This window comes from Cellvibrio sp. UBA7671, from assembly GCA_002483145.1.
In the GTDB taxonomy this organism is placed as follows: domain Bacteria; phylum Pseudomonadota; class Gammaproteobacteria; order Pseudomonadales; family Cellvibrionaceae; genus Cellvibrio; species Cellvibrio fibrivorans.
The window spans coordinates 167,818-189,296 of record DLHJ01000003.1; the positions used below are offsets into that span (position 1 = coordinate 167,818).

The window sequence follows — 21,479 nt, forward strand, 5'->3', positions numbered from 1 at the left end:
TTTTATTGTTTTATGTGCGCAGACTATGCAAAGTCGATGCAGGAGTCAAATCATCAGTTTTACTCTATCTTTGGGGGAAATAAAAAACGCCCTGCACTTTTAAATACAGGGCGTTTTTTATTAGGGCTTCAGCTAAAACGCTTTTTAAGCGGCGCCAATGCGTAAAACAATATCCAGCAAAACCAGGAGAGCGCTAAACAGGCAAAAATCCACATCAGCTTTTCATCCTTATCCACTCTGGAAGATCTGGCTATATCAATAATCGTTAACAACCACACCAACAATATCGCCACTAACATACCTAACTGTAAGCTACTCATCACATCTGCTCCTTGATAAACAATTGAACCCTTAGCTTACCGAAAGTTTAAAAATCGTGCGAGTTTTATATTCCTCACCCGGACGCAAGACTATCGACGGAAATTGCGACTGGTTAATGGAGTCCGGTGCATGCTGCGGCTCCAAACAAAAGCCAGTGCGTTTTTGGTAGGTAATACCTTTGCCGGTTAATGTGCCATCTAAAAAGTTGCCGGAATAGAATTGCACGCCCGGCTCTTCAGTGAATACTTCCAGTGCGCGACCTGAAGTTGCTTCTTCAACACGCGCAGCCAAGGTTAATTCTTTGTAAGTTTTTTGATTGATCAGAAAATTGTGATCGTAACCAAAACCGTTTTTAATTTGTTCGTGCCCGGTATTAATTAATTCGCCGATAGGACGCGGGTTGCGGAAATCAAATGGAGTATTAGCAACTGGCATAGGTGCGCCAACGGGGATTTGAACTTCATTTACCGCGTTAATATGGTCGGCAAATATTTGCATTTTGTGATTAAGGATATCGCCCTTGCCCGCAAGATTGAAATAGGTGTGCTGGGTTAGATTTACTGGTGTAGCCTTATCGGTAGTGGCGAAATAATCCACGATGATTTCGTCATCATGCGTGAATTGATAAGTGACAGTTACATCCAGATTACCGGGAAAACCCTGATCGCCATCTTCACTCAACAAATGTAATTTCAAAATGGGACCATTTGCATCGTCTGCGGTAATTGCGCTCCAGACTTTTTTATCAAAACCAATTGGCCCGCCGTGCAAATTATTGCTGCCATTATTCGCGGTCAGTAAATAGGTTTCACCATTCAATGTGAATTGTGCATTGGCGATACGGTTGCCAACACGGCCAATGAGTGCACCAAAATAGGGGCCGATATCCAGATAGGGTTCGAGGGTATCAAAACCCAAGACCACATCGGCAAGCGCGCCGTTTTTATCGCGCATATGCCACTCGGTGATGATGCCGCCGAGGTTAATAATTTTTACGCTGCTACCGCGTTTATTGGTCAAGGTATATTCATTTACTACTTCACCGGCAGCTGTGGTGCCGAATGGTTTTTGGGTAATTGCCGTGGTGGTTGTCATTAACAATAGACTCTCAGATTTTTTCAATTTGATAATTAATGGGATTATTCGGTGTCCGGTTTATTCTGCCCAAAATCCGGAAAACCTTCGTTCGTCCAGCCGAGGCGGCGAATATAAGTATGTCGATTGGGATCGGTAAGCGGAGTGCCCTGCAGTTCTAAATAATCGCGTGCATGATATACCATAATGTCGGTTTGACCATCATCCGCCAGGGTAAAACTATTGTGGCCGGGCCCGTAACGATGCAGGGATTCATTGGTGGTAAACACCGGTTCCGGCAACTTATGCCAGGAGGATGCCGCGAGCAAATCGCTATCGGCGTCTGCCCACAGTAATCCCATCGCATAGCGGTGATCAGTGGCGCTCGCAGAATAACTGATAAAAATTTTACCGTTGCGCACAATCACCGCTGCACCTTCATTGACTTTATAGCCCTGGATTTCCCAGTCCAATTGCGGGCGGGAAATTTCAGTTTCCACTTCGCCGACTTGCGTAGGTGAAATTAATTTGGCGATGTACAGCGCCGAATTTAATTTTTCCTCTGGATCTTTTTGCGCCCACACCAGATAGCGCTGGCCTTTATGTTCAAAACTGGTAGCGTCGAGCGCAAAGGAATCGCGCGCGGTTTTTACGCGGCCTAATTCTTTCCACTCGCCTATTAATGGATCAACCGATTCATTGGCCAATACATACATGCGGATCAACCAGGGTTTTTCGGCATCGCCCGCGGCAAAATAGATGTACCAAGCGTTGTTAAAATAATGTAATTCCGGTGCCCAGATATTTGCGCCCATCGCGCCTGTGTTGCGTTTACGCCAAACGGTTTTGGTCGCTGCGGTTTTTAAATCCGCGAGTGAATCAGCAGCGCGCAATTCAATGCGGTCAAACTCCGGCGCGGTGGCAATAAAGTAATAGCGCCCCTCAGGTGTGCGATGGATAAACGGATCAGCCCGTTGTGCCACCAAAGGCTCCGCAACGGACAACTGAGCCGCTGGCGGTGGGAGTTCGCACACAGGCGTACATGACATCAACAATCCACTTACTAATCCAATCGCGGACAAGGCCGCTACACTCAACACAGACTTCATGGGATTACCTCGGCTACGCGTATCAACCTGGCCTGACCGGCTTTACACGGGTTAACTATTATTCTCAATAGATTAATATTATATTACATATTCTAAGAATTAGACCAATACGAGAGAGACTTATGCAATCAACCCAGCCCGCTACCCCTTCCCTAAACCAGCGCTTAGCCAGATTTCTTGGTGTTGCCGCCCTAATGATCACAGCGCCTTTCACGAACGCCAAACAAGTCGATGTACATGACCCGGTTATGGCGCGCGAAGGCGATACCTGGTACCTATTCAGCACCGGCCCAGGTATCACCATTTACAGCTCCAAGGATCGTGTGAATTGGAAGCTGTCAGATCGCGCCTTTGCCACTGAACCTACCTGGGCAAAATCCGTAGCACCCAGTTTTAACGGCCACCTTTGGGCGCCCGATATTATCCAGCGCAACAACCAGTTTTATTTGTATTACTCGGTTTCCGCCTTCGGTAAAAATACCTCGGCGATTGGCGTAACCGTTAATAAAACCTTAAATCCCAAATCGCCGGATTATCGCTGGGAAGATAAAGGCATAGTGATTCAATCGGTGCCCAATCGCGATATGTGGAATGCAATCGACCCCGCCGTAATTGTGGATGAACAAGGCGCCGCCTGGATGAGCTTTGGCTCTTTCTGGAGCGGGCTGAAAATATTCAAGCTCAATGATGATTGGACACGTCCTGCCGAACCACAAGAATGGCACAGCATTGCCAAACGCGATCAGGTGCCCGCAAGTGCCAGCAGCAATGCGGGTCCCGGAGAAATTGAGGCGCCATTTATTTTCAAAAAAGGTGATTACTATTATTTGTTTGCGTCATGGGGACTCTGTTGCAAAGGTGCGAACTCTACTTATTATTTAGTGGTCGGTAGATCCAAAAATGCGATTGGCCCTTATTTGGATAAAACCGGTAAAGACATGAATGACGGCGGTGGCAGCTTATTAATCAACGGTAATAAAAACTGGGTTGGCCTTGGCCACAACGGGGCTTATAGCTGGGATGGCAAAGATTATTTAGTGCTGCACGCCTATGAAACCGCAGACAACTATTTGCAGAAACTCAAAATACTGAATATCAGCTGGGATAAAGAAAGCTGGCCAATTGTAGACGAAGAAGAGTTGGATTTATATAAAAGCAAACGGTTGAAATAATCTCAGTAAAATTTATTACCGCACTTAACGGAATAAGTGCGGAAGATCACAAAAAAATACAAAATTATTTTTTCATAACTTTTTGATCATAAGCATTTCAGTTTATGAACATTAACTCTTTGTTTAAAAAACACATTGGGGCTAGGCTGTAACTACACATGGTAAACACCCCTGTAGGGAATGTGGTTTTTAACGGAGGTATATGATGACCAGAGAAGATATTTTACGTGAAGAGCAAGGCGAGACCGCGCGTGAACTGGCTGAGTTATTGCGGCTTGGACAAGAGATGGGGCGGCGTTTAAGTAACGAAACTCACGGCGAAATGTACGATGAAGTGCGGATGCTTATTTCATTACTCCATCAAACCCGCGCGCAAGCCGATTTAATTGATGCAAAATTAAATTCCGCCGACCCGGTGGCAGATCTTATGGCACGACGCCAACAACACTAAAAACCATAATCAAACTCACTTGCAGCATTATCGCTTCGCGAGGCAGGTAAGTATTGGCAAGGGGGATTAGGCAACTTATTCCCGCAGCAACCTCACACCGTAAACTCCACCGGCGATCGAACCGGTTTCGGCAACAAATTTCAGGGTATATTTACCCTTGGCACTTTTTACCAATTTCGCTGGAATTGCATAATCCACCGTAAAAAAATCCTGGCTATTAGCCTGCGAACGTACCTTGGCGATAACAACATCGTTCAGCCAGATTTCAAAACGGCGACCGCTATCGATTCCCGCATAGGTAATCCGCAGTGTTTTTGCTTCCTGCTGTTTATCATTTAATTCGTAACTAAACCAGGCGCGCGCGTGGCGCCAGTGGCGACCCTTGTAAATTCCTGTTTCGCTTTGCTCACCTTTATAAAAATGATCGGATTCAGGTTGTTGTTCGCCCGGGGCGACCTGATCAATCGTTTTTGCCTGCAATGTGAGGCGCGCTTGTTCATCGGCAGCGGCCTTAGCGCGCGACTTTTCCAAATTTGCTGCTGTGGTGTAGGGCCAATAAATCGCATAGCGTGATTCATGCAGCCGGAAGAAGGGGATTAATTCAATCTGCTGTAAATTCTGGCCATTGATTAAACCCGATGCGTTAAAGGTGAGCGGCTTACCTGCCACAGGTTTTAATTGTTGGATAAACTCGCGGCTATTACCCAATAAAAAGGGAGCAGCTTCCAAAGGGCACATTTTCCCTTGGGCGATGTGCCCCATGCGCGAATCGTCGGCAAAATAATTCAATTGCTCATTGGCAAAGGGTTGGGTTTTAGCGGCAAGTACAATTGGCCCATGCAGTATCGCGTAGTAGTTGGAACCATCGGGCATTTTTTCCAACTCGGTGTGCATCGGCAGGGTCAACTCAACTGTGTCGCCTTTTTTCCAGCGGCGTTCCAGTGCGATATAGTCACCTGGCAGTTGCGTTACATCGGCTTTTTTACCATTAATACGCAATTCTAATTTACCTTGCTCGACCCAATTAGGGTAACGCAAATGCAAACTAAAGCGCGCTGATTTATCTATTACGATTTGTGTCGCTGCCTCATCGGGAAAGAGTGTTGTTTGTGTCAGGCTTATGCCCTGCTCCTTCCATTCCATTTGCGATGGGATAAATAAATTGACGAATACATCCGGGTCTTTTTTAGGTCTTTTATCGCGCGCATAAATAAATTCGGCGTATTTTGAGTGGCTCTCCAACCCCGACCCCACACAACACCACATACCATCGTGCACTTGCGAATAAACGCGATAGTGATTGGGGCGCATAGGGGTAAAATACACAAAGCCGCCGGTAGTGGGATTTTGTGAACCTAAAATATGGTTGTAGAGTGCGCGCTCGTAATAATCTACATACTTAAGCTGCGATGAATTTTTAAGGCCCGATGCTTGATTGTCGAACGACTGGTTGCCAGAAGAAAGGTACAACAACTCGGTTAGTTTGAGCATATTGTAGGTATTGCAAGTTTCAGGCCCTTCAACCTCATTGACCATCGGCGAGAAATCTTGCGTATCGTGAAAATGCTCCTTTACGCTGTTTCCACCAATGGCAACAGTGCGCTTGTCGATTACCGTTTGCCAAAAAAATTCCGCTGCACGCTTCCACTCAGGGTTATTAGTCGCATCGGCATAGCGTTTAAAACCGATCACCTTGGGAATTTGGGTGTTGGCATGCAAGCCGGTTAAATGGTCATGCGATTTTTCCAACGGTTGTAAAATCGCTTGATGGGAAAATGCTTGTGCAAGGGCGAGGTATTTTTTATCGCCAGTAATTTCCGCTACATCGACAAATATTTCATTCATACCGCCATGCTCGGTGCGCAGCATGGCTTGCATCTGCTCAGGCGATAATGTTTTGGTTAATTCGATTGTCCAATCGGATAATTTCACCAACATTTTTTTTGCATCGACGCTATTCGCATAGATATAAGCATCGCGCAGGCCGGCGTATATTTTATGCAGGTTGTACCAGGGCACCCAGCGCTCATTGGTAGAGAAGTTATCCGCGCGGATATCCCCCTTCGCAATTTCGCTCCACATTTTGTTACTGGCGGGAATACCACCAATATAACCGGAACCTATTTTGTCCTGACATTTCTTTAATTCGGCGATGACATAATCCAAACGTTCCAATACAGCTTTATCACGTGTAGAGGCATACATCAGCGCAAGCGCGGAAACATAATGACCACCCATATGGCCATCCAATCCGGTCGATTCCCAGTTGCCGTAAGTTTCTTTAAAAGGCAACCCTGCCTCGCGGCGAAATGGCGCAAGCAATTTTTCAACATCCAATGCCATCAAGTAATTTTTATTAGTGTTTTGCGCATGTAGGAATGGACTTTCCAATAACTGCACATCGCGCAATGGCACAAGCTCCAGCGAGAAAACCGGAGCTATGTAAATACTGAAACCTAGCGCAATTACGCGACATGCATTAAGTAGATTCATTATAAAGTTCCTGAAAAATATTCCCACCAATAGGTGGGAATATAATGCTTATCGTTATTTCTGACACAGGATTAACGTAACTTTTCAACGAGTGAAGCCCTGTTAAAATTACTGCGCCTGCAAAGTAAACATTTGATTGGTGCTGTTCGCCACACATTGCCATTGATACAGATTGGCACCATCCGCTGTAGATGCACCCGCAATATCCAAACATTTTTCACTGTTGCGATTGATAATTCGATAACGGCCGGAACCCGCAGACTGGAAACGGAATTGTTGATTGTGGCCGCCAGCATATGTCCACAACATCAGGTTAGCGCCATCAGCAGTTGAGAATGAATTTACATCGAAAGCTTTGTCGCTTGCATTGGCAGGCGAGATGCGGTGCCACACATCATCAACACGCGTAACAATAAATTTCTGGCAGCTGTTATTGATCCAGCTCCACTGGCGCATATTGGTACCGTTAGCCACCGCACAATTTTCTACGTCCAACGATTTTCCACTGTGCGCAGGAGTAATACGATAGGTACCGCTAATGCGCGCATTACCATCGCTTTTTATTGAAAAGTTGCGATTGAATACCGGCCAACCATTGGCGAAAGTCATTTGCAATAAATCCAAACGTGCAGGCCAACCATTTGCAGTGCTGCCATCGTAGTAATGGATCGATGCGAGATGCTGGCCATTGTTATAGAAATAACCAAAGTGGCCTGGGCCGATATAATTACCATCGGACATTAATAGTGTGCTGCCGCCGTAATTCCATAAACTTTTACCATTTTTATCCAAAAACGGACCCGTTGGACTGGTGGAGCGGCCAGTGACTATGTAGTAATTGCTTTGATTGCCCAGACAGCATTCACCCAGATTCACGAACATGTAGTAATAACCGTTGATATATTTTACCTGCGCCGCTTCGTATTCATGCCACGCATAATTATTGCCTACTACCGGGTAACGGGTGCTATTCATCAGCTTGCCAGTGGCAGGATTAATTTGGCGAACAAAAATTCCTGCATAGTGTGAACCGTAAACCATCCATACATTATTTTGCGCATCGCGGTATAAACCAGCATCAATCGCATTCACTGGCTGCCCATTGAGAGTGCCCTCATCGACAGTAGACACTATCATGCCCAAATCTTGCCAGTTGGGATTATTCAGAGAGCTAGTGACCATAACTCCAATTGCAGAACGCATGCCCGAGGTGGATGAAAATGCGGAGTAATACAAATAAAATTTTCCGTTCATTTCAATCACATCCGGCGCCCAAAAATTTCCATCAAAGCCAGGCACTTTGTTGCTGATCCATGATGGATAGGTATTGGCGGGAATGGGCGATGCGCCACGCTTCCAATTAATCAAATCAGTTGAGTAAAGTGCGTTAATGGGGAAATTACTTGCGCCACCACCAGTGCCAAATGTCCAGTAGGTATTGCCATCTTTAATAATGGTCGATGGATCGTGAATATCGGTAGTGCCGGTGAACGTGATTGCAAATACATTAAAACTAATGGCTAAAATTGCTGCCGCAGAAATTATCGCTGTTGATATATACCTGAATAAACGAACAACGCTGTACATAGTGAGACCCTCGGTTATTAATTATTTTTAAAGGCACAAAAAAATGAGTTTCACCATTGCCTGTTGACATCAACAGCAAGAGTGAAACTCAACGACAAAGGCCAATGATTGACCTTTATGAGTTTGTTTAAACACTCAGCAGTAAAACTGCAAAGTGTTTAAACAGAAACGAGATAAAAATTAGAAGGTCAAACGCGCTCCAATAGCAAAGGTACGGCTGTAAAGTGCAGAACCAAAGTTATTGGTTTTTGAACCGTTTTCGCCGTAATAGCTTTGGTAAATTTCTTCAGTCAAGTTAGTGCCATCAAACGTCAGTGCCAAATTGTCATTGACCTGATAGCTAATTTGCAGATCCATACTTGACTCTGGTTTTCTCCAGACTTCCAGCGGGTTCGCAAACAATGCCGCTTCGTAGTTATTCAGGAATTCGCTGCGCCACGCGTAGGACAAACGAACACCGACATCGTATTTGTCGTAGGCCAACACAACACTGTATGACTCATCAGACACACCGAACAAATCTGTTTCTTTGGTCTCAATAATGACACCTTTGGAATCAGTGATAGGTGTTGACTGCGATGATTCCAATGCGGTGTAGCTCGCTTGAATACCAAAGCCATCTAACACATTGGGTAGATTTTCCGGGAACCACACTGCACCCAGTTCCAATCCGGTCAATTCCCCATTCGATGCATTGTAGGGTTGGCTGAGTACATAAGTGCCCATCTCACCCGTTGGTGTTTCGTGCTGTACTTGGCGACGGAAATCAATAACAAAGCCTTCAATCTCACGCTTGAACAAGGTTCCGTACACTGAACTTGCATCCGCAAAATACCATTCCAATGAGAAATCATAGTTTTGCGATTCAGTAGGTTTCAGATCCGGATTGCCACCACCGGCAGTACCGTAACCAATGCCGGTAACATCTTCGTTGTAAACAATACGCGAGTTTAATGATGCAAAGTTTGGACGACGCAAAGTTTCGGTGTAAGCCAAACGTGCAAACAAATCATCAGTCAACGCATAGCGGAGCGATAAACTGGGCAACACTTTAGTGGTGCTCGCTGAATCGTCATACACCTCTTTTGCTGCTGAGGCAGTATCAGTGAATTCCATATCGGTATCTGAGCTGGTGTAGCGCAGGCCAATTTCACCATCTAATGTTCTACCTGCGACTTCTGCTTCATATTTTGTCGTGACGTAAGCAGACGCCGTTAACTCGTCAATATTAAAACTCTCAACCAGTTCCAATTGTTGCAAGTTATAGGCTGCACGCATTGCATCGGCGTTTGAGCGCAGGTAATAGCCGTTGGCTACAGCCCATGTGGTAGGCACCTTGGCATTGCCATCGAAGAAGCCATTATTGATATAGGCCAATTCTTCAGTGATAGCGACATTCGGATTAAAGCCTTCCTGACGGCTAAATGATTCAGCTGCAGTGCGTTGGTCAACGCGAACACCGACATTGAATTGTTTAAAGATACCGGCATCCGCATCGTAGGTAGCATCGGTAGTGAAGGTAACGGCATCGCCTTCGTTTTTGTTGGCATTGTCATACAGCTGTGCAGTTCTCCAATTGGCCACGTCAGATACATCGGCTTCATTGAGTCCAGTAGTTGCAGGGTTATCGATAAAACTAAACGCAGGAATTCCACCACCCGCATTGAAATCTACATTCAAACCGTAACGGGCATTCTCAAAGCGCGCAGCGATAAAATCAGATTCAAAGGTACTTTCCTGATAAACAACTTCTGACTTCACCTGAAGGTTATCTGTCAGCTCCCAATCGCCACCCAAGGCGTACACAAAGCTGTCAGTTTTTCCGGTAGTTAAATCGCCGCTGGTGAATGACCAGTTATCTTTTACACTTCTGGATCTAACAATATTAGTGCCTTCAAACAGTACGATGTTCGCATCGGCTTTTGCCGTTGGGCTATTTGCGTAAGAACCCCACCAGTCGGCAAAAGAGAATAAAAGTGAATTGAATGATTCATTGCGATAACCGTTGTAGAAAGCTTCAAAGGTGTATTCCGATGTATCATTTGGTGCAAATTGCAAAGACACATTGGCAGCAGAGCGCTCGCGCTTGCCGGTAAAATCGCTGGAGAAAATCGCATCGCGACCAAGGATATATTCCATTGGTTGGCCATTTACATTGAGCGTTGAACCCGCCGCATTTGGCAAGCCATCTAACAGACCTGGAGTCCAGATAGGATTCTCAGCAACGCCGGGTTTATCGAGAAAAATACGCTCGTAATTACCGAACGGGGCAACCGGGTCATCAGTGGCAAACGGCACCATCGCACCCGCAGTGATGCTTTGGTCGCGGTAATTGGTTTCGGCATACGACAAGTTTACTAACGCACCAAATTCGCCAGAGCCAGTCTCCCAACGATTGCTCGCCAAACCACTAATGTTTGGATCAATCTCATCAGCCTGCTCTTGATTAATCGCACGTGCTGCAACTACAAATTTTTGGCCATCAAAATCAAATGGGCGCTGGGTTTTGATATCGACCGAACCGGCAATACCGTTTTCAATTTGCGAAGCAGAGCGGGTTTTATAAACATCGACTTGTTTGATCAAACTGGCAGGCACATCTTGCAGTGCTACCGCGAGACCCGATGCCGTAAAAATATTGCGACCATTCACAGTGGTGTTGATGTCAGTCAAACCGCGGATCGAAATGCCGGAAGTTTCACCTGAGCCACGATTGGTTACCTGCACACCGGTTACACGCTGCAAGGATTCAATCACGTTGTTGTCAGGGAATTTACCAATGTCTTCAGCAACAATTGCATCAACGATTTGGGTGTTGTTGCGCTTTACATCCAAAGCCTGCGTCAAACTGCCGCGAATTCCCGTCACTACAATTTCTTCCACCTGGTCTTCTTCCTGCGCAACTGCAACATAAGATGAACCTAGAGCGGCGATCATAGCGATAGATAAGCTAAGTGTTTTTTTCTGGAACATGAGTGATCTCCCGTGTTCGATTACTACTTGAGCCGAGGGGTTGGATCGGTGCAGTAATCGTTATTATTAAGTCGGTGCTTATATTTGTCTTATAAAAAAGTCCGGCTGCTACTGGTATCTCACAGAGGTGGGGATGGTGCTTACCCTTGTTAATAACCATAAACCGTCGAATTATTATGCATATTGTAAGACAAATAAAATACTATCCCTCTGAGCATTAATCGTCAACAGGTAAAAATATATTTTTATGTAAAAATGAAAGGCAAAAAAAAGCCGCCACAGCGAGCTGTAACGGCCTGAAAAGTGGCATAACAAAGGCTGTTACGCCATCCAACGACAAAAGGATAAGACTCCGGGCAAAACAACAACGAACAAGCTGGCAGATAGATAAATCAAATCACGCCTTATTTGTATTATTATATACAAGTATTAATAATATGCCAGTTTTTTCTAGTTAAAACGAGTAACGCGCGCCCACCGCAAAGGTTTTGGAGTAGATGGCACTGCCGAAGTTAAACAGATCCTCGTTGCCTTCACCGTAGTAGCTTTGGTAAACATCGTCTAACAGGTTGGTGGCATCGAAGGTGACTACCAAGTTGTCCGTGACATCGTAGCTAACTTGCAGATCCAAACTCTGCTCCGGGCGACGCCAGAATTGGATGGGGTTAGCGAAGATAGCGGCCTCGTTGCCAGCGTAAAATTTCTCGCGCCAGACATAGGACAAGCGCGCATCAAAGACATCTTTGTCGTAGGCCAACACCACACTGTAAGACGAATCGGATACGCCCGACATTTTTGAATCTACGTAACCGGAAATATCGCCCGCCAAACTGTACTCAGGTGTTTTTTGCGATGAGTCCAGCAAAGTGAAACTGGCTTGCACACCCAGACCATCGAGTGTTGTAGGTAAATTATCCGGGAAATAAACCAGCCCGACTTCCAAACCGGAAAGCTCACCATCAGCTGCATTGACCAGCGTAGTCAGTACATAGTCGCGTGTTACACCGTCGTTACCGGTGCGGTTGACGGTTTTTTTGCCGCCAATCACCAGACCATCGATTTCGCGTTTGAACAGGGCGCCGTACAGCGAACTGCCGTCGGCAAAATACCATTCAAGCGAAACATCATAATTGGTGGATTCGGTCGGTTTTAAATCCGGGTTGCCGCCACTGCCAGTGCCATAGGGAATTGAGGTCAGGGGATCCTGGAAATATTGCAGCGGATTTAAATCCCCAAAGTTAGGCATGCGCAGAGTTTGGGTATAGGCGAAACGCCCCACCAGATCGTCAGTCACATTCCAATTCAATACCAGACTCGGCAATACTTTGTCCGCCTTGCCGGTACCGGTATTGTTATTGAAGATATTGGTGTTAGTGCCCGTCTCTGACCAGAACTCCATATCCTGTTCGTAATTCACGTAACGCACACCGAACTCTCCGCTCAATGCATCGCTCAGGTTAAATTTGGTAGTTGCATAAAGTGCGGCAGAATCTTCAGAGACATCAAAGTTTTTATTGACGCTTTCTTTTTCCAAACCATACACGCTGCGCACTGCATCGGCATTAGCTAACAAATAGCTGCCATCAGCAGTAATAAAGCTATCAAAAATATTCGCGCGGCCTGCAAAATAGTCATCCACCGTGAAGATCAAACCGGAGCCATCGCCCGACGCACCTGCAGCAACCAAATCATCCATCAATTCAGTCACAGTGCCGGCGTAACTCCAGGAATCTTGTCCGCGCCCAAAATCTTGTGCATTGCGCTGCTCAAGGCGGCCACCGACTTTTAGCGTTTGGATAAATTGGCCATCCAATTTCCATTCAACATCGGTAGTCACACTGGATGAATCACCTTGATTGCCACCGCCGTTGTCCCACATGCCGGAGGCATTCCAATTGCCCACTGCAGCCATGTCCGATTCATCCAGTGCACTGGTGGCAGGATTATCTTTAAAAATAGCGGAAGGCACACCGTCGCGATCGTTGTAATCCACATCCAAACCATATGCAGTGCGCGCAAACCGCATCGCAAAAAATTCAGAGGTAAATTTACTGTCTTGATAAACAATTTCAGAATTGACCGTTACATTGTCACTTGGTGTCCACTTGGCACCAAGCGCATATAAATAGCTGTCAGTTTTGCCAGTGGAATAGTCACCACTTTGGAAGCCGCCGTTGGCATAACCCTGATGTTCTTTTACAACATTAGTGCCGTCATAAACGAGAGGGATATCGATATTGCCATTTTGGTGTTCAAGCGTGTTGGTAAACCACATGGCATTTTGCGATGTATTTCTGTAGCCCGTGTAAAAACCTTCTGCAGTCACTTCCAACTCATCATTCGGTGCCCACTGCAAAGAAACGCTGGCGGCCGGGCGCTCGCGATTACCGGTGAAAGATGTACCGAACACCGCATCGCGCATCAATAAATAATCGTAGTCTGCACCATCCAAGGTCAGGGTTGAACCTGTTGCAGAGGGAAGGCCATTCTCCAAACCGGCTTGCCACACGGGTGTATTGTTGTGCGAGTTGGGAATCATTTGGTAGGGCGCATAATCCAAATGCGGATTGGCACTGAAAAAAGGAAACACGGCACCCGCCGTCATAGTCTCATCGCGATAATTGGTTTCTGCAAACGACACATTCACCAATGCACCGAATTCGCCACCGCTTTCCAATTCCCAGCGATTGCTAAATAGCGCACTGATATTTGGATCAATTTTATCGGGCTGATCAGCGTAGATGCCGCGCCCCGCCAATACCATTTTTGCGCCATCAAAATTAAAGGGGCGATGGGTTTTTACATCAATCGATCCGGCAATACCGCGCTCCACCTGATCAGCCGAACGGGTTTTGTAAACATTCACATTGGCTAACAAACTCGCTGGAATATCTTGCAGCGCAACCGCGCGGCCCGCGCCGGTAAATACATCGCGGCCATTTACGGTAGTGTGCACATCAGTTAAACCGCGAATTGACACTGCCGATACTTCGCCAGCTCCACGGTTAGTGGTTTGCACACCCGTCACACGCTGCAATGCTTCAACGACGTTGTTATCGGGAAACTTGCCGATATCTTCGGCAACAATGGAATCGATAATTTGTGTGCTGTTGCGTTTGATATCCAAGGCTTTGGTTAAACTGCTGCGAATACCCTGCACGATAACTTCTTCTACTTGTTCATCGGCTACAGGTTGTGAGTTTTGCGCTTCTTGGGCGCTGGCGATTTGCGCCATCATTGCGGCCAGCACAGCGCTGACCAAGGCTGATTTCTTATACATAATAAACTCCAAAATTTTTTGTAAATTTTGAGTTAATGTTTTATCCATTAACTCCATCAAAAAGAATTCAAGGCGAGGGAGAATAATTTTCTCCCTCGCTACTGCGATTACTGGGCAGTGGAACCTTCTTGATACAGTGAGTTAATGCGTTCGTTGCTAATGGTGCCGGTGAACACTTTGAGTTCATCGATAGCGCCGTTGAAAGGTGTATCCCAATAGTTCACACCCAATGCAAATTCATTGGTATCACCCACCACTGTCATCACCCGTGGGAAGCCAGTAGATTCAAGCTGCTGCACACCATTCACAAAAATTTTGATGGTGTTGTTATTTTCGCCATCGACCATGATCACCAAGTGCGTCCATTGATTGGCGGGAATACGATTGCTTAATTCCGCGTTGTCGTAGAACGCCGGGCCGTTCGCCCATACGCGGGTTTTTTCCGTGCCGTTCATGGAGGGGACCAAACTCAACCAATAGTTGGCATTAGCTCCACCAAAAAATGCGGTGGTGTAATTGGTAAACGCAGTGGGTTTTAACCAGAGCGAAATACTGTAGCTAGCGGTGGTAATTAAATTGTCGGGCAGACGCACACCGGATGTGCCATCCAGATTGACCGCTGAACCTTTAACACCCTGCACGTAGCTCACTGCCCCGCCAGTGTTGTGCATAAAGTTACCGGTGACTGTGCCTGCCGCTGCAACTGCATTTTTCGCGGTTAAGTCACCATCAAAACTGTATTCCGCTGGCGCTAAGGATTTAATCGTTACAGTAAATTCTTTAGTGTCAGTAAAACCCTGGTAATTGATGTGTGCAGTCAAGGTGACAGTTTTGTCGCCCTCATCGGCTGTCGGTTGCTTAACGACCGCAATACCGTTGGTGGGCTTCAAATAATTTTCGTTGCTGGATGTCCAACTAATGCCAGAAACAAATGGCCCTACGCGAATCAATTCAAAATTTTCGCGCACGGCGGACATATCGCCCAGCTCCAATGCTTCTTTTACAAAACCGGCAAATTGTGCGGGATTGGTGAGATTGTTAATTGCTGCACCGTTGATATCCAAATTACTCAAGGCGTAGTCGTACACAATTAATTCATCGATTTGGCCGACAAACGGCAAATCCCAACCGAAGTTGACACCCAGTGCAAACTGTCCGCCACTCGCGCTGAAAATATCATCGCGCGGCATTGCACCGACCAGGGTACCGTCGATGTATAACTTCATTGTGGTGTCAGCATAGGTGATCGCCACATGTTGCCATTGATTTACCGGCGCTGTTGCAGTGTGTACAACCTGATTCCAGTTGCCGAGGAAATTACTCCAGATCAATGAGGTCGAGGTAAACCAGGCATTGCCCGGAATAAAACTGATCCAGTGATCAAAATCACTCGCGGCAAAAAAGGCGGGCGTATGGGTGGTGAGCGATTCCGGTTTCATCCAAAAGGACACAGTGTAGGCATTGGAGTGAATAATGTTGTCCGGCAAACGCACGCCGTTGGCACCATTAAAATCGTAAGCCTGCCCACTGTAACCGGCAGCAAAAGTGGGTGCCGTTGCATCGACATTAAACAGGTTGTTGTCAGTAGTTTTCGCAGCAGCAAAATAGCCCACTGAATCGGTTAAGGTATTTTCAAATCCATAATGCGCTACTGCATTTTTAAACGGCGGGCGTGCGGTTAAATGCACTGAAAACGTTTTTGTAGTGGTCTGGCCATTTAATGAAAGATTGGCAGTGAGCGTAACGGTTTTATCGCCGAGGTCTGGCGTTGGAATAAATACATTACCCATGGAGTCGATAAAGTATTCATTGCTGCTCACCCAATTAATCGCAGTGCCGCTTTTGCCAATGGTCGGCAGCGAATAACCTTCATCGGCAATAGTCAATTCGGTTTTGATATTCAGTGCATCTTTTACACTATTCAAAGCTGCAGTTGTGCCCGCGATGGAATCCGTGCGGGTGCCAAATACCGAGGCGCCATCTTTTGCCATTGCAGAAAACACGGGAACCAATTCTTTGCTGCCGTTATCCCACTGCCACTTGATCACACCAAAGTAGGTGCCGGAATCCAATACCAGTTTGATGGAATCATCGCCCTGTGACATCCAGGTGCCTTTTTCACTACCGGTGACGGTACGGTCTTCACGCAAGGTGATATAGCCGGATTTAATCGCGGTTTTATTAACGGCTTTACCTTGATTCACAAACTTATAGTGACCGGGCACTTGCGCGAGATCGACCAGGTTATTGCCGTTAAGCGGAACATAGCGCTGGGGCGAGACCACTAACCAACCGTCTTTACTCACAAACATTTCATGGGTGCGTACGGCATGGGCTTCGATGTTACCGGGATATGTAGTAGATGACGCCGGGAAGCGAGTGTGGGTTACCAGCAGATGACGCTTTGTTGCTTCATCGTAATAGGCCGAGTTGTGACCGGGTGATTGATAACCCCATGAAAGACCTGGCTCACCTAATGCTTGGGTAAATTCAAATCCGCCCAGCAACTTGCCGCCAATCTCCAAACCGATGCCCATAGTGGCGATGTCTACGCCAGCAGGATCAAGGTAAGGGCCTTTGGGCGTTTTGGAGCGGGCAATGCGGATGGAATAGCCGCCATTTGCATCAAAGCCAGCTACTGAGTAGAACAAGTAATAGTAATCAGCGACCGGGCTGTAGATCACATAGGCGCCTTCAATCGCGCGGAAATCGCCCCCGACCAAATGCTTGCCATAACCTTGACCCGCTTTGGGTTTACCCGTGGCGCCGTCCATTTCCAGAATAAAGATACCGCCAGAATAGGAGCCGTAGACCATCCACAATTTGTTGTCTTTATCGTAAAACGCGGTGGGGTCAATCACATTGGGGTCAACCGCACCATTCCAACTGGTTTGGCCGTTGTCGAGCGGGAAGCTAGTGAATTCACCGGCATTGCGGTAACCACTGCGCAGGAATACGCCTTTATCCACATAAGGACCTGCAACAGAGTCAGCCTCTGCCAGACCTAAGTAGGAGCGGTTCCAGCAGCCGCCATTGTCCGCTTCTACTTGGGCGCAGTGGTTGTAGTAGAACCAATATTTGCCATTGGGCGCCTTGATTACATTGGCTGCCCAGTTGCCTTTAAAGCCATCACTCCAGGCGATGCCTTCAGAGATTTCGCTGGAATAGGTATTAAACAGCGGGCTCTCATCAACCTTATCATTGGCTGACAGCACCGAAATATATTCCCAGTTAATCAAATCAGCCGATTTGGCCGCTGCCAGGTGTGAGCCGAAAATGTAGTAATCGCTACCGGCTTTGACGATGGATGGGTCGTGTACACCTATATCCAACCAATTGACCGAGCCGTCTTGCGCCAGCGGGATTCCGCTTGCCAGCGTCGGCTTGGAATAAACAGGTTCAGGGGATGCAGGAACTGGCTTGGTTGAGGCGTTGTTGTCGCTACCGCCACCGCAGCCGCCCAATAACAGCAGACTGCCAATGACAAGCGTAAGGCTTGTTAGCTTCATGTGTTTGACCTTCTCTCGTGTAGTTATTGCTTATTTATAATTCCCGGCGCAGCCACTTTTAAGACTTAGGATGAAACGCCACGTCGGGTCTAGTAGTCGCATGAACTATATGTCATACAATATTACTATCAAATATTATTGTCATACAATTAAACAGAAGTAAAGCTGCAGTCAGTGCTTTTTATGTCTATAAATGGTGCTCGAACGAAGGGCAATAAAAAAACCCGCACAAAGCGGGTTCTTCACAATATCTTTGGTCAGCGAATATATTAGCCCGCCGATCTCGCTTTAAAAGCACGTACAACCTGGTTGAAATCGTCAGCAAATTTTTTCAAATCATCCAGCTCTTTTTTCTCATCCGAGCGCCCCAGACCAGCACACCCCAGGTAGGCCTCCATGTCTTTTACATAGGCCTTCATATCATTGTTCGCTTTTACCATTTGTGCAGTAACCACAGTAGCTGCATCAGGAATTTCTGGTTTAGCGGCGGGCTTTTCGCTAGCTGCAGCAGCCATTGAAGTTACAACGCATGATGCAAAAAAAGTAGCAGCGATAACAAACGATCTCATGAATTTTCCTCTCAACAAAAGAACAAGATTACATAATTAACAAAACAAACATTCACAACAAAATTAAACCCGGAAACGCCCAACCAACTCCGCCATACGCGCCGCCATTTCAGCCAGGTTGCCTGTATTGGTAGTAATGCGACTGGAGCTTTCTGCCGTATGAGTAGCAACTGAAGAAATACGATCAATATTGTTTTCAATTTGGCGTGTAGCTGCGCTCTGTTGTTCCGATGCAGCCGCAATCTGATTGGTCCTATCGCGAATCACACTTACAATTTCGGTAATATTTTCCAGGGCGTGACTTGCATCGCTGGCTTGCACTACCGCATTGCCCGCCTGGTTAGTACCTGCCGCCATCATTTCTACTGCTTTTTGTGAGCCTGATTGCAAGCGCTCAATCATTTCGCGAATTTCAGTGGTGGAGCTTTGCGTTTTAGATGCAAGCGTGCGCACTTCATCGGCAACTACCGCAAAGCCGCGCCCTTGTTCACCGGCACGCGCCGCTTCAATCGCCGCGTTCAATGCGAGCAAATTAGTTTGCTCGGCAATACCACGAATCACATCCAGCACCGAGCCGATACTCACTGTTTCTTGACGCAGACGGTCAATTACATCGGCTGCCGTTTTAATATCACCCGACAGGTTGGTAATTTGCCCCATAGTATTGACCACTAGGGTTTTACCTTCTGCTGCTGCATCGTCAGCTTGTAAGGACTTATCAGCGGTTTCCGTCACACTCACAGTCACATCTTGCACCACACCCGCCATCTCTTTCACTGCACCAACAATGTGTTGGATCTCAGTTTGCTGGGTGCGAATTTCGCGTTCATTTTCACGTGATAATTGCGAGAGGCTCACTGCACTATCACTCACATCGCGCGCGGTATGTGCCACGCTGGCGATAATCGATTGCAGACGCTCTACAAACTGATTAAAACAACGCGCCAGTTCTGATACTTCGTCATTACCGGTTACCGGTAAGCGACGGGTTAAATCGCCCTCGCCTTCAGCAATATCGCGCAACGCAGTCACCACATTATTTACCGGGCGCACAATACTCAATTGCACCGCATAGGCGAGCGATGCCGCTATCAGGCTGATAATAAAAACCAAGCCCAATGCGGAGTAAATTGCATCAGTCACTATCACATCTACCTCGCTCATATCCACACGCAAACTGATGGCACCTATAGTGGCGCCGTCAGATTTAATCGTTTCAGTAATCAACAAAAGCTCGCCTTCAACTTCAATGCCAGTCGCGCGCGGAGTGCCTGATAATTCACGCGGCACTATTTTGGAGTCGGTATTTTTTTCATACCAGGCAAAAGGTTTTTGGGCGCTATATACAACCGCGCTCAACACGCGTGGGCTTACACGCAAAGCACCCAGTGATGCGTTAACGGTGCGCTATCGTCAAAAGTCATTGCCCCAACACTTGCCTCTCCTAACACCTGCGCAAGCGTGCGTGTGTCTTCAATAATGGCGGATTCTGTTGTGGCAATACCGGTGCGCACAGTTACCAAAGTTGTTGCAATAACAGCGGCGATACAGGTCAAGGTCACGCTGAGCAGAATCTTCCATTTAAGTGATAGATTGTTCACTTACACCTCGGTTAGCACATGAATAAACTAAGAAAAAGCCTTTGTGATGCTGATCACAATTTGCGCGTAAGACTAGCAGACAATTTTTTTAATGCATCTTTTTTTATTCCATTTTTTGAATAAAAAATAATAATTGTGCAATTGCAGAGCAGATCCGAAATAAGCAGATTCACTGCAGTCAATAAACTGGCGAACCGTTAACTAACCCAAGATGCAAGTGAAGAATAGACAGCTTTTCGACACCCCAATAAGTGAGCGCAACCCACAAACAAAAAATCCACTCACCGAAAAACAATGAGTGGATTTTTTGTTTGCAAGCACTAATGAAAATATGGTGCGACTGGTTTTAATCCGCCATAGAAGGCTTGCCAAATACCGGCATGCCTTTGTCATTCCAGCGCAAGGGTTTTACAAAAGTATGGCGATCAGGATTCCATAAAGGATCGCCAATTATTTCAGTATAAGTACGTGCGTGATAAACCAACATCACCGTGTCGCCATCTTCACCATAAGTAAAACTGTTATGGCCAGGGCCGAAAATTTTGTTGGGGATATCCGAACAAAGTACTGGTTCTTTGGATTTGGTCCATGATGCAGGATTCAGTAAATCGGAGTTTTCATCTGCCCACAATAAACCCATCGCATAATTTTCATCAGTCGCACTCGCAGAATAACTGATAAATATTTTTCCATTACGCTTTAATATCGATGGCCCTTCATTAACCCAGAAACCGCGAATCTCCCATTCGAACTCCGGTTTGGTGAGCAGCACGGGTTCACCAGCCAATTGCCAGGGTGTTTTCATCGGCGCGATATACAAATTGGAATTGCCGCGAATATTTACATCTTTTTGCGCCCACAAATAATAGAGCACGCCATCGTGGGTAAAGGTGGTGGCATCCAGGCAAAAGGTATCTATACCGCTATCGATCTGCCCCATAAATTCCCACTCACCTTCCAGCGGATTCGCATTTTTGTTGCGAACGCAGTACATACGGTGTTGGAACAAATCGAATTTTATTTCACGGCTGGGCGCTGCGGCGAAGTAAACATACCAAGCAGATTCACCGGATTCAGGATCTTTGTTGAAATGAAGTTCCGGTGCCCATAATAATTCGCTGTAAGGACCGGCTTCGGGTTTGTGCCATGCATCAACCGTCTTAGCAGTTGCCAATTCAGCAATTGTTTTTGCGCGGCGCAATTCAATGCGGTCGTATTGAGGCACTGATGCAGTGAAATAATAATAGCCGTCGGTGTGTTTATAAATAAACGGATCGGCGCGCTGGGGGATCAGGGGTTTTAATAATTCGCTCACAACATTCTCCAAACTCTTTTAATTT

General features: G+C 46.5%; 14 protein-coding genes. 2 read left to right on the plus strand and 12 right to left on the minus strand.

Annotated features, from left to right (window positions below; translation table 11 throughout):
• Positions 1-128 precede the first annotated feature (128 nt).
• From B4E62_RS03315 to B4E62_RS03325, 3 genes are read right to left on the minus strand one after another with little or no spacing between them, the layout of a single operon-like run.
• Positions 129-320 carry a hypothetical protein gene (locus B4E62_RS03315; protein ID WP_331351055.1) on the minus strand — a complete coding sequence of 64 codons (192 nt, stop codon included), beginning with the start codon at positions 318-320 and terminating at the stop codon, positions 129-131.
• A gap of 31 nt (positions 321-351) precedes the next feature.
• Positions 352-1,416 (minus strand): aldose epimerase family protein, encoded by a 1,065-nt coding sequence (locus B4E62_RS03320; RefSeq protein WP_331351056.1) that lies wholly within the window; start codon positions 1,414-1,416, stop codon positions 352-354.
• Positions 1,417-1,460: 44 nt separating this feature from the next.
• Positions 1,461-2,504 carry a glycoside hydrolase family 43 protein gene (locus B4E62_RS03325; RefSeq protein WP_331351057.1) on the minus strand — a complete coding sequence of 348 codons (1,044 nt, stop codon included), beginning with the start codon at positions 2,502-2,504 and terminating at the stop codon, positions 1,461-1,463.
• A gap of 122 nt (positions 2,505-2,626) precedes the next feature.
• Here B4E62_RS03325 and B4E62_RS03330 point away from each other — a divergent pair, with 122 nt between their 5' ends.
• Together B4E62_RS03330 and B4E62_RS03335 are read left to right on the plus strand one after the other, a co-directional pair.
• Entirely contained in the window at positions 2,627-3,676 is a 1,050-nt protein-coding gene (locus tag B4E62_RS03330; protein ID WP_331351058.1) for an arabinan endo-1,5-alpha-L-arabinosidase, read from the plus strand.
• A gap of 202 nt (positions 3,677-3,878) precedes the next feature.
• Positions 3,879-4,127: a hypothetical protein gene (locus B4E62_RS03335; protein ID WP_310072613.1), complete on the plus strand. Its 249-nt coding sequence runs from the start codon at positions 3,879-3,881 to the stop codon at positions 4,125-4,127.
• A gap of 75 nt (positions 4,128-4,202) precedes the next feature.
• Here B4E62_RS03335 and B4E62_RS03340 read toward each other — a convergent pair whose 3' ends face one another.
• The 9 genes from B4E62_RS03340 to B4E62_RS03380 all read right to left on the minus strand — a co-directional run bounded on the left by B4E62_RS03340 (position 4,203) and on the right by B4E62_RS03380 (position 21,454).
• On the minus strand, positions 4,203-6,620 hold the full coding sequence (locus B4E62_RS03340) for a glycoside hydrolase family 127 protein (RefSeq protein ID WP_331351059.1): 2,418 nt from the start codon (positions 6,618-6,620) through the stop codon (positions 4,203-4,205).
• 108 nt (positions 6,621-6,728) lie between these two features.
• The gene (locus B4E62_RS03345; protein WP_331351060.1) at positions 6,729-8,207 is read right to left on the minus strand and encodes a family 43 glycosylhydrolase; all 1,479 of its coding nucleotides are present in this window, start codon (positions 8,205-8,207) and stop codon (positions 6,729-6,731) included.
• 180 nt (positions 8,208-8,387) lie between these two features.
• A complete protein-coding gene (locus B4E62_RS03350; protein ID WP_310072616.1) occupies positions 8,388-11,180 on the minus strand; it encodes a TonB-dependent receptor in 2,793 nt (930 codons plus the stop codon).
• Positions 11,181-11,634: 454 nt separating this feature from the next.
• On the minus strand, positions 11,635-14,460 hold the full coding sequence (locus tag B4E62_RS03355) for a TonB-dependent receptor (protein ID WP_331351061.1): 2,826 nt from the start codon (positions 14,458-14,460) through the stop codon (positions 11,635-11,637).
• A gap of 107 nt (positions 14,461-14,567) precedes the next feature.
• Positions 14,568-17,969, minus strand: a complete 3,402-nt coding sequence (locus tag B4E62_RS03360) for a LamG-like jellyroll fold domain-containing protein (protein ID WP_331351062.1) — start codon at positions 17,967-17,969, stop codon at positions 14,568-14,570.
• Between the two features lie 269 nt (positions 17,970-18,238).
• Positions 18,239-18,538, minus strand: a complete 300-nt coding sequence (locus B4E62_RS03365) for a hypothetical protein (protein WP_331351063.1) — start codon at positions 18,536-18,538, stop codon at positions 18,239-18,241.
• A gap of 63 nt (positions 18,539-18,601) precedes the next feature.
• Positions 18,602-19,918: a methyl-accepting chemotaxis protein gene (locus B4E62_RS03370; protein WP_331351064.1), complete on the minus strand. Its 1,317-nt coding sequence runs from the start codon at positions 19,916-19,918 to the stop codon at positions 18,602-18,604.
• On the minus strand, positions 19,909-20,139 hold the full coding sequence (locus tag B4E62_RS03375; protein ID WP_331351065.1) for a hypothetical protein: 231 nt from the start codon (positions 20,137-20,139) through the stop codon (positions 19,909-19,911). The genes B4E62_RS03370 and B4E62_RS03375 overlap by 10 nt, the downstream gene beginning before the upstream one ends.
• Positions 20,140-20,485: 346 nt before the next feature.
• On the minus strand, positions 20,486-21,454 hold the full coding sequence (locus tag B4E62_RS03380; RefSeq protein WP_310072622.1) for a glycoside hydrolase family 43 protein: 969 nt from the start codon (positions 21,452-21,454) through the stop codon (positions 20,486-20,488).
• Positions 21,455-21,479 lie beyond the last annotated feature (25 nt).